The sequence below is a fragment of the Pontibacter populi genome (assembly GCF_040278685.1).
GTDB lineage: Bacteria > Bacteroidota > Bacteroidia > Cytophagales > Hymenobacteraceae > Pontibacter > Pontibacter populi.
This window is the reverse complement of record NZ_JBEOKT010000031.1, coordinates 1-10,616: the sequence shown is the minus strand read 5'-3', so window position 1 is coordinate 10,616 and position 10,616 is coordinate 1. Positions and strand designations below refer to the sequence as shown.

At 45.7% G+C, this 10,616-nt stretch carries 11 protein-coding genes; 2 read left to right on the top strand and 9 right to left on the bottom strand.

The window, feature by feature from the left end; genetic code table 11:
- Window positions 1–137: 137 nt before the first annotated feature.
- Both nuoL and nuoK read right to left on the bottom strand, forming a co-directional pair.
- Window positions 138–2,102: an NADH-quinone oxidoreductase subunit L gene (gene nuoL, locus ABS362_RS19155; RefSeq protein ID WP_350414613.1), complete on the bottom strand. Its 1,965-nt coding sequence runs from the start codon at window positions 2,100–2,102 to the stop codon at window positions 138–140.
- Between the two features lie 45 nt (window positions 2,103–2,147).
- Window positions 2,148–2,477 (bottom strand): NADH-quinone oxidoreductase subunit NuoK, encoded by a 330-nt coding sequence (nuoK, locus tag ABS362_RS19150; RefSeq protein ID WP_350414612.1) that lies wholly within the window; start codon window positions 2,475–2,477, stop codon window positions 2,148–2,150.
- Window positions 2,478–2,691: 214 nt separating this feature from the next.
- Between nuoK and ABS362_RS19145 the strand changes: the two genes are divergently transcribed.
- Both ABS362_RS19145 and ABS362_RS19140 read left to right on the top strand, forming a co-directional pair.
- Window positions 2,692–3,090 carry a hypothetical protein gene (locus ABS362_RS19145; RefSeq protein WP_350414610.1) on the top strand — a complete coding sequence of 133 codons (399 nt, stop codon included), beginning with the start codon at window positions 2,692–2,694 and terminating at the stop codon, window positions 3,088–3,090.
- A 148-nt stretch (window positions 3,091–3,238) separates the two neighbouring features.
- Window positions 3,239–4,216, top strand: coding sequence for a DUF6929 family protein (locus ABS362_RS19140; RefSeq protein WP_350414609.1), 978 nt, complete (start codon window positions 3,239–3,241; stop codon window positions 4,214–4,216).
- Window positions 4,217–4,377: 161 nt separating this feature from the next.
- Here ABS362_RS19140 and ABS362_RS19135 read toward each other — a convergent pair whose 3' ends face one another.
- The 7 genes from ABS362_RS19135 to ABS362_RS19105 all read right to left on the bottom strand — a co-directional run.
- The gene (locus ABS362_RS19135; RefSeq protein ID WP_350414607.1) at window positions 4,378–4,890 is read right to left on the bottom strand and encodes an NADH-quinone oxidoreductase subunit J family protein; all 513 of its coding nucleotides are present in this window, start codon (window positions 4,888–4,890) and stop codon (window positions 4,378–4,380) included.
- Between the two features lie 7 nt (window positions 4,891–4,897).
- On the bottom strand, window positions 4,898–5,407 hold the full coding sequence (locus tag ABS362_RS19130) for a NuoI/complex I 23 kDa subunit family protein (RefSeq protein ID WP_233150463.1): 510 nt from the start codon (window positions 5,405–5,407) through the stop codon (window positions 4,898–4,900).
- A 67-nt stretch (window positions 5,408–5,474) separates the two neighbouring features.
- Window positions 5,475–6,542, bottom strand: a complete 1,068-nt coding sequence (nuoH, locus tag ABS362_RS19125; protein ID WP_350414605.1) for an NADH-quinone oxidoreductase subunit NuoH — start codon at window positions 6,540–6,542, stop codon at window positions 5,475–5,477.
- 3 nt (window positions 6,543–6,545) lie between these two features.
- Window positions 6,546–7,526 carry an NADH-quinone oxidoreductase subunit G gene (locus tag ABS362_RS19120; RefSeq protein WP_350414604.1) on the bottom strand — a complete coding sequence of 327 codons (981 nt, stop codon included), beginning with the start codon at window positions 7,524–7,526 and terminating at the stop codon, window positions 6,546–6,548.
- Window positions 7,527–7,598: 72 nt separating this feature from the next.
- A complete protein-coding gene (gene nuoF, locus ABS362_RS19115) occupies window positions 7,599–8,945 on the bottom strand; it encodes an NADH-quinone oxidoreductase subunit NuoF (protein WP_350414602.1) in 1,347 nt (448 codons plus the stop codon).
- Between the two features lie 145 nt (window positions 8,946–9,090).
- Window positions 9,091–9,621, bottom strand: a complete 531-nt coding sequence (locus ABS362_RS19110) for an NADH-quinone oxidoreductase subunit NuoE family protein (protein WP_350414600.1) — start codon at window positions 9,619–9,621, stop codon at window positions 9,091–9,093.
- 106 nt (window positions 9,622–9,727) lie between these two features.
- The coding region (locus ABS362_RS19105) for an NADH-quinone oxidoreductase subunit D (RefSeq protein ID WP_350414598.1) at window positions 9,728–10,616 on the bottom strand (889 nt) is incomplete at its 5' end.

Below are 10,616 nucleotides of genomic sequence, written 5' to 3'. Positions count from 1 at the left end.
ACTATAGCTATGGCAAACTCAACAAGTGCTGCCACAAAAGCCACTTTCTTGGCACCTTGTCCTTTTATCAGCAACACCAACAGTGCAGCTAAGGCAGGCCAGAAAAGTAAAAGAGCTGTTATCATCTTCTAAGAACCTTATCCGATAAAGAAATTTAAAAATAGAATCAGAGCGATGCTGAACACCATGATCAGGATGTAGAACCCAATGGCGCCGCTTTGTGCATAGCGTAGCGTGCGGCTGCTCTGCATTACAAATTTGCCTACACCATTTACCACACCATCAACTAAAACCACATCAACCACTTTATGGAAGATAGAAGAGAACCACATAACTGGGCGAACGATGATGGCGTTGTATAATTCGTCGATGTAATACTTGTTGTAGATCAGGTTGTGGATAGGCGAAAGTTTAGTGCCTTCTGCTGCCGGAACTGTCTTTTTGCTCACATACATGACATAAGCCAGAATTGCCGCAACTACTGCAACGGCCACCGAAATACCCATCAGCATCCATTCTGTAGCATGATCTATGTGTAGCGGTGCCACTGCTGCAGCATTAGCCACCTGTGCGTAACCATAAATAGGAGCAAGGTAGTTGTTAAGCACGTGCAGGTTCTCGCCAAACACAGCCGGAATACCAAGGAAACCACCAATCGTTGAAAGTATTGCCAGTATTATCAGCGGCAATGTCATAGAGATAGGTGATTCGTGCAGGTGCGATTTCTGAGCTTCGGTACCGCGGAAGGTGCCAAAGAAAGTAAGGAACACCAGGCGGAACATGTAGAAAGACGTCATGAAGGCGGTAAGCATACCCAGGCCCCAAAGCACTTTGTTGTGTTCCCAAACATGTGCCAGCAACTCATCTTTAGAGAAGAAACCGGCGAACGGCGGAATACCGGCAATGGCCAGCGTACCGATCAGGAAAGTCACAAAGGTAATTGGCAGGTATTTGCGAAGGCCACCCATGTTACGGATATCCTGCTCGTTACTAACAGCGTGAATAACCGAACCGGCACCTAAGAACAGAAGCGCCTTGAAAAATGCGTGTGTAAGAACGTGGAAGATAGACGATGAAAATGCCATCACCCCAAGTGCCAGGAACATGTAACCCAGCTGCGAAACAGTAGAATAAGCCAGTACCTTTTTAATGTCGTTCTGCGCAAGGCCTATAGTTGCAGCCAGCAGGGCCGTAGCCATACCAACTATAGCAATAACTTCTAAAGTAGTAGGAGCCAGTACATACAGCACATTCGAGCGAAGCACCATGTAAATACCAGCCGTAACCATGGTTGCCGCGTGTATCAAAGCCGAAACAGGCGTAGGACCCGCCATCGCATCCGGTAACCAGGTAAATAACGGGATCTGGGCACTCTTACCCATCGCGCCAACAAACAGCAGCAGGGTAATCGCGATCATTACCGTAGAGTCGATACCACCTGTATAGTTGGCAGCTTCAGCGAAAACCTGCGGGTAGCTAACCGAACCGAATGTGATAAAGATCAGGAATATGCCTAACAGGAAGCCTAAGTCACCGATACGGTTCATTACGAAGGCCTTTTTGGCAGCATTGTTATAGTTGGTGTTCTTGTTCCAGAACCCGATAAGCAGGTACGAGCAAAGCCCTACACCTTCCCAGCCTACGAACATCATCACGTAGTTAGAGCCCATTACAAGCAGTAACATCGAGAACATGAACAGGTTAATGAAAGCGAAGAACTTACCGAAGTTCTCGTCGTGGCTCATGTAGCCGGCTGAGTACAGGTGAATCAGGAAACCGATACCTGTAACCATCAGCATCATCAGCAGCGTCAGCTGGTCTATCAGGAACGAAAAACCGATCTGCAGGTCAGCTACCGCTATCCAGTTGTAGAAATCTACGGTGTAAGGACGGCTGCCATTGGCTGTAAAATCAAGGAAAAGGTATACCGAGATAAGGAAGGAAGCCAGCACAGTGCCGCAGCCTATCAAACTTACCATACCCTTTGCGAGTTTGCGGTTGCCAAGCCCGTTCACGATAAAGCCGATCAGAGGCAGCAGCGGAATGAGCAAACAGAGCAGTGCCATCGCCTGGTTATTGAAGGGCATTACAATCTCTTGCATCTAATTTGTATTAAGTTAAGCTATTGTAGATTAGATTTCGGGGGCTTACCACTTCAGGTGGTTCAGCAATTGCACGTCCGTAGAGCGTATGTTACGGTATATCATAACTATAATGGCCAGGCCAACGCAAACTTCGGCAGCGGCTACAGCCATAATAAAGAACACGAATACCTGTCCGTTAGGGTCTGAGCGGTAAGCCGAAAGTGCAGTAAGTAAAATGTTTACGGCATTCAGCATCAGCTCCACACACATAAATATGATAATGGCATTGCGTCTGGTAAGTACGCCGATCACGCCAATCGCGAAAAGAGCGGTGCTGAAGAACAGGTAATATTCCAGCGGAACGGTTCTGATTATTTCAGGTATCTGGTTCATTGTCTGTGTAGTCCGAACGTAGTCCTACTATTAAAGTATAATCCAATATTTCGTGCCGCAAAGTTATCCCGTTTTCTTAAATATCCATAACATATTTCCATACTTCTTTGGATAAAGGTTTTAAGGATTTTGTTCAATTTTCAGGATTAAATCTATATTTTGTGGGAGTTTGATTTTTCACTTGAACAATGCATTTAAGTCGCAATCAATTAATATGAAAAAAGAACCTAACAGTAACCTGAAGTTATATGTTATAGTTTGTATTCTTTCATTAGTATTCATCACTCTTTTCCGTTATATATTTCCTGACATTGTTAAGAGTAGCTTGTGTGCCAAAGAGCAGGAATTGAAAGATTTGCATTTAGAAGGAGTCGTGAAGCTAAAATATGTAGATAAACCTAATCACGCTGCAGAAGTACTGTTGTTGCAGCATCTAAATGGATTAGAGTATAAATTATATTTAGATGGAGACTCAAGTAGCTTGTACAACTATGCAGCAGTAGGCGATTCAATTTATAAAAAATTGGGTTCTATAGAAGTGGAAGTAAATCGGAATGGAAGTGTGAAGTCGTTTATAGTTGCCTACGGTTGTGAACAGTTTACAACATTTTAACTAACAGTTGTGCAATTTGGGAGTATAAGTTGTGGATAATTTGCTGACTTATTTTATGCTTCAAAAAAACAGATCACTCCTTAAGTGTAATGCAATTCTTGTTTTGTTATGCTTAGTTGCCTGTCAAATCCTAATGCAGGGATGTACTATGGAAGAGAATAAGAGAAATGTAAATGCTGACGAAAAGCAAACTATAAAGCCATCTGCAACTATAACGGCAAAGCATTTTTATAAAAATATCCCATCCGGCTCAGGTATAGAAGCAGCTCCTGAAGGCTTTTATGTTATCGGAGACGATACACCTTTTCTATACCAGTTAGATAAGAACTATAAGCAGGTGGCTAAGTATGAGCTATTCGATACCGCGGACTTTAAGAATGGTCGCATCCCGAAACCAGTAAAGCCCGACCTGGAGAGTTTGGCAACTATAAACTATAAAGGCAAAAGCTACTTGTTCACCATTGGTTCCGGGTCTGCAGAAGTGCGGAGAAAAGCTTACCTGGTAGAGTTGCCTATAGTTTCTGAAAAGCCTGTAGTTAAAGCGATTGATCTGAAAGAATTGTATGGTACACTCCAGAAAGATAAAGCTATAGTTGGCGACGAACTGCTGAACATTGAAGGGCTCGATTTTTCAGATGACAAAGTATATCTGTTACAACGTGCACTCAACAAAGCAGGAAACATAGTTCTCAGTTTTGAACTTTCAGAATTTGCTGCTTTCCTTTTTGAAGAGAAATCACTACCTAAACCGGAGTTATTCTTTGTTAAACTTCCATCATTACAAGGCTACCAGGCCGGTTTTTCAGGTGCTTATGTGCTAGATGATAAACTGTTCTTTACGGCATCTGTAGAAAGTGCGCCTGATGCCATTCAGGACGGGGAAGTACTTGGTAGCTATGTTGGTTATATTCCGTTAGCTGATCTACCAAATGCTACTTCTCAGGATAAACCTATAGTTGCCAAAGCCGAAAAACTTACTGACAAGAAAGGAAAAACCTATATCGGTAAAGTGGAGTCGCTGGTGGTGGAGAAAGGTAATAATAGCGGTAACTATAAAGTCATTGCCATTTCAGATGATGATAAAGGCCATTCTGAGATTCTGGAAGTGGTGTTTATAGTTGAGTAAAGTATAAACTTTAAAACGAAGTGTCATTTCGAACAAAGTTAGAAATCTATTTAGAATTCCAGATAGATCTCTCCTTTCGTCGAGATGACAAATCCCGTGAAACATAAAAAAGGCTGCAACTATAAAATTGCAGCCCTTTTCTATAGTTATAGTAACCCGGATTAGAAGTGTCTTTCGCCGGTTTCTTTCTTACCTAACATTACGGCACCCACCATAGCCACCAGGAACAGCACAGACGCTAACTCGAATGGCAGCAGATATTTAGTGAACAGCACTTGTCCAAGGTTCTCTACCATACCGATCTGTGAGTTAAAGTTTTCTGCATCGTAAGTTCCTACCTGTGCATCTTTCAGGGCTGCAAACATCACCACAAAAAGTAAACCACCGGCTATAGTTCCGGATATTTTCTTAATCGCAGTCGTTTTCAGGTCATGCTCATTTTTACCTACATTCAGGAACATGATCACGAACAGGAACAATACCATGATCGCACCGGCATAAACTATAATGTTTACAACAGCTATGAACTGCGCATTCAGCAGAATGTAATGGGCTGATATAGTAAAGAAAGTAATGATCAGAAACAGAATGCTGTGTACCGGGTTTTTAGATATCACAACCATCAGGGCACAAAGCAGCGTAAGCGAAGCCAGGAAATAGAACACGTTCTCCATTATGGGATTATTTTGTTTCAGTGGTTTTTAATGGCTCTACCAGGCGGTCTTTGCCATAAATAAATTCGTCGCGCTCGTAGCGGGCAGGGGCAAGTTTATCATCCTGCAGGAAAATAGCAGCTTTAGGGCAGGCTTCTTCGCAAAGGCCACAGAAAATGCAACGCAGCATGTTTACTTCATACGTAACTGCATACTTCTCTTCGCGGTACAGATGCTCTTCGCCAGCCTTGCGTTCGCCGGCCGTCATTGTAATTGCTTCTGCAGGGCAGGCTACCGCGCAAAGTCCGCAGGCCGTGCAACGCTCGGCACCGTTCTCATCGCGCTTCAGCACGTGCAGACCACGCCAGATGTCGCTGCGCTCGCGCGTTTGCTCTGGGTAGTTTATAGTTGCCTTCTTCTTAAAGAAGTGTTTTAATGTTATACCCAAGCCCTGTGCAATAGCCGGAAGATAAGCCCTTTCAGCAAAGGTCATCTCGCGCTTCTGCACTTTCTTGCTTCTGTTAGATAATGGTTCCATTATATCTTGTCTCCGTTATGATCAGTTATACACTTATAGTATAACAATCAGATGTCGGTACTATAGTTTAAAATAAAATGTCTTTCAGCAGGATAGCGCCACCTGTCAGTACTACGTTCAGTATTGCAAGCGGAATCAGTATCTGCCAGCCCAGCTTCATCAGTTGGTCGTAACGAAAACGCGGAAGCGTCCAGCGAACCCACATAAAGAAGAAGATGAACATGAATATTTTAGCGAACATCACAGCTACACCAAGTAGCGAAACGATGTTATTTGCTGTAACTGCACTGTCTGTTGCATCAGCCAACCATGCTTCTAACTCCACCATGAACGGGAAGTTGTAAGCGCCAAAGTAAAGCGTTGCCATTACAGCCGATACCACAAAAATGTTGATATACTCCGCAAACAGGTACATACCCAGCTTCATAGAGCCATATTCCGTGTGGTAACCACCGATAAGTTCCGCTTCAGATTCAGGTAAGTCGAATGGCGTACGGTTGGTTTCGGCAAAGGCACAAACCAGGAAAAGGATAAACCCCAGCGGCTGGTACCAGATATTCCAGTTAAAACCTTGCTGCTGTTCCGCGATCTCTCTCAACGAAAGCGAGCCTGTCATCATGATCACCGCAATTAGCGAAAGACCCATTGCCAGTTCGTAACTGATGTTCTGAGATGCTGCACGGATAGCGCCCAGCAACGAGAACTTGTTGTTCGAAGCCCAGCCACCGATCATCAGGCCATACACACCCAGCGACACGATACCAAATACATAAAGCACCCCGATGTTTACTTCAATTGCCTGCAGCCATATTTCACGGCCATCAACTATAAGCTGTTCGCCAAATGGAATTACCGCGCTCGACATACCCGCCACCAGCATTGCAATACCCGGGCCAAGTATAAATAGGGCCTTATTCGCTTTTGCAGGTATAAATTCTTCTTTAAAGAACAGTTTACCGGCATCGGCAAGCGGCTGCAGCAAACCAAACGGGCCGGCACGGTTAGGGCCAACACGGTCCTGGATAAAGGCCGCAATCTTACGCTCGAAGTAGGTAGAGTAGGTAGCGATCAGTAGGGTGATACCGAAAATTACCAGTATGTAAATGGCTTTATATATTAGGTCTACAGACTCCATATCTTATTGCTGTGGCAGTTTTTTCTTGGTAGAACTTGGTAAGTTAGGCACGATCGGCACGTTCAGAACCGGCAGCTCGTAATGGTTTGCCGAGATAACTGAGTTACGCTCTATATGGCGCGGGCCTTCAATTGTCCAGTCTTTCGTCTCCTTCTTATCGAAACGGCAGGTGTTACAGATAAACTCTTCTACCTCGTTATACTGGTCTTTGCGGGCTGTTACGCGCAATACTTCTTCGCCACGCGTCCAAAGTGTTACTTTACCAGAGCAGGTTGGGCAGTCGCGGTGCGCATCCATCGGCTTCGTAAACCATACACGGTTCTTAAAGCGCCAGGTCTTATCCGTTAAAGCTCCCACCGGGCACACATCAATCACGTTACCAGAGAAATCGTTATCTATCACATTCTCGATGTACGTTCCGATCTCGGCAGCATCACCACGGCCTAATACGCCATGCACACGCTTATCAGTAATCTGGTCAGCAGTATAGACGCAACGGTAGCACAAAATGCAACGCGTCATGTGCAGCTGTATGTATGGGCCTAGGTCTATCTTATTAAATTTACGGCGCTCTTCTTCGTAGCGCGTAGCACTAACGCCATGCTCGTAAGAAAGGTCCTGCAGGTCGCACTCACCAGCCTGGTCGCATATAGGGCAATCCAGCGGGTGGTTGATCAACAGCATTTCCACGATGCCTTTACGGGCGTTCAGTACGTCTTCGTTCGTAGTATTTTCTACTACCATGCCATCCTGTACCGGCGTAATGCACGAAGCTACCAGTTTAGGCATAGGGCGTGGGTCTTTGGCAGAACCCTGCGTTACTTTTACAAGGCACACACGGCACTTACCACCGCTACCTTTTAGTGGAGTATAGTAACACATGGCAGGAGGCACAACACTGCCACCAATCTTTCTGGCAGCCTGCAGGATGGTGGTTCCATCTTCTACCTCTACCTCAATGCCATCGAATGTTATTTTAGCCATTTTAATTTCTGTATTGATGCACAACTATAGATTGTGCTTTTTTAATCCGCCTAACTATAGCGGGTAAATTTCCTAAGCTGTTATTTCTGCAAGCTGGCCTCTGTACACTGCTCCCGGTAAAGTTGCTTCTTTCGGGTGTTTGATGTGCCACTCGAACTCCTCGCGGAAATGACGGATGGCGCTTGCCACAGGCCATGCGGCCGCATCACCCAGCGGGCAGATCGTATTACCTTCAATCTGCTTGGCAACGCTTACCAACAGGTCTATGTCCTGCTGATGCCCATGGCCATACTCGATGCGGTGTAATACTTTTTCCATCCAGCCAGTACCTTCGCGGCATGGGCTACACTGCCCACACGACTCATGATGATAGAACCTTGCATAGTTCCACGTGTTACGCACAATGCACTGGTCTTCATCGAAAACTATAAAGGCACCGGAACCTAACATCGAACCACTCACAAAACCACCATCAGATAACGATTCGTAAGTCATCAGGCGATCTTCGCCGGCTGCTGTTTTCAGTATAAGGTTAGCAGGCAGGATCGGAACAGAAGAACCACCTGGCACTACAGCCTTCAGTTGCTTGCCTTTCCAGATACCACCGCAGTATTCGTCAGAGTAAATGAATTCTTCAACCGGAACGCCCAGTTCGATCTCGTACACGCCCGGGTTGTTGATATTACCACTGGCAGAGATCAGTTTTGTACCTGTACTTCTACCGATACCGATCTTCGCATATTCTGCACCACCGTTGTTCACGATCCACGGCACAGAAGCGATAGATTCCACATTGTTTACCACCGTAGGCGAAGCAAACAGACCTTTCACAGCCGGGAATGGCGGCTTGTTACGCGGGTTACCACGCTTACCTTCTAAAGATTCCAGCAAGGCAGTTTCTTCACCGCAGATATAAGCACCACCACCCGGAGCCACATGCAGGTCCAGATCGTAGCCAGAGCCAAGTATGTTTTTACCAAGCAAACCGGCAGCATACGCTTCTGCAATAGCTTTCTCCAGTATGCGCAGCACAAACATTAACTCGCCACGGATATAGATATAAGATGTGTTCGCACCCAGCGCGTAGCTCGACGTGATCATTCCTTCAATCAGCGCATGCGGGTTTTTCTCCATGAACACACGGTCCTTAAAGGTTCCGGGCTCAGACTCATCGGCGTTGCAAACCAGGTAACGTGGAACACCTTCCGGCTTAGCCAAAAAGCTCCACTTCATACCAGTCGGGAAGCCGGCACCACCACGACCACGCAGGCCTGATGTTTTTACTTCTTCCACCACCTCGTCCGGAGACATCGTTTTCATGGCTTTTTCTACCGAGCGGTAGCCACCATGCTTACGATATACTTCCAGGGTCTCGATGCCTGGTACGTTTATATGTTCGGTTAATATTTTAATTCCCATTGTAGCAGGATATATAGCTTGGCAGTTACTTTATAGTTTGCTGCCTGTTTATACTTTATTATTGTCAGACAAAGGATTTTTTTGACAAAGGACAAAAGAGAAAACTTATAATAAGTCTATTGTCTTTTGTCTAATAGTCTTTTGTCTAATTTGCCTGATGATAAGGTGCTTCTACCTCGGTGTTGCGCATTTTCTCCAGGAACTGGTCCAGCTTTTCTTCTGAGTCCAGGTTCTCATAGTAAGTTTCGCGCACCTGCAGCATCGGGCCTGTTCCGCACGACGCAAGGCATTCTACCGGCTTCAGAGTAAACATACCATCGGCAGTTGTTTCACCTTCTTCTATGTTCAGCTTCTCCTTGATCATGTCGATCATCTGGTCGGCACCACGCAGGCAGCAAGGGCCCGTGCGGCATACTTCCAGCACGTGCTTGCCAACCGGCTTCAGGTTGAACATGGTATAGAACGTAGCCACCTCGTATACTTCGATGGGCTGAATGTTCAGGATTTCGGCAATTTTATCCATCACCTGCGGGCTCAGCCAGCCACCAAATTCTGCCTGTGCCACGTGCATAATAGGTAGAATAGCGGATTTCTGACGTCCTTCCGGGTAATGGCTGATGTAGCGCTGGATCTCGGCCATGCCTGCATCAGAAAACTTTACTTCGTTTATAGTCATTTCAGTTAACAATTAACAGTTAACAGTAATCAATTTATAGTTATTAAAAGATCGGTTATCGACATCAGCATTAACTGTTTACTGCTAACTGATAACTGTTCCCTGTTTAAGCGTCGAGCTCGCCGGCAATTACGTTCAGGCTACTCAGCGTCAGGATAGCATCAGCCAGCTGGCCACCTTTGATCATCTCGGTATAAGCCTGGTAGTAAATAAAGCAAGGACGACGGAAATGCAGACGGTAAGGTGTGCGACCACCATCAGAAATCAGGTAGAAACCAAGTTCACCGTTACCACCTTCTACAGAATGATACACTTCACCAACCGGAGCATCAATCTCACCCATCACAATTTTGAAATGGTAGATAAGGGCTTCCATGTTGCGGTATACTTCCTGCTTTGGAGGTAAATAGTAATGCGGCGCATCAGCGTGGTAAGAGCCTTCCGGCAGGTTTTTGTAAGCCTGCTCAATGATCTTTAAGCTTTCCCAAACTTCTGCATTACGCACCAGGAATCTATCGTATGTATCACCTTTGCTTCCTACAGGAATCTCAAAATCGAAATCTTCATAAGAAGAATATGGGTTCATTACGCGCACGTCATAATCCACACCGGCAGCACGCAGGTTAGGGCCTGTAAAGCCGTAGCTAAGTGCACGCTCTGCTGAGATGGCACCAACGTCTGTTGTTCTGTCGATGAAGATACGGTTACGGGTAAGCATTTTCTCAAACTCAGCCCATACTTTAGGGAAGCGCTTCAGGAACTCACCGATCAGGTGCAATGCCTTAGGCGAAAGGTCGCGCTCCATACCACCGATACGACCCATGTTCGTAGTTAGTCGGGCACCGCAAACTTCTTCGTAAATGTCGTAAATGTTCTCACGCTCCTGCATTACGTACAGGAAGCCCGTAAACGCACCGGAGTCCACACCCAGGATAGAGTTACAGATCAGGTGATCCGAAATACGGGCCAGCTCCATCATGATCACACGGATGTAC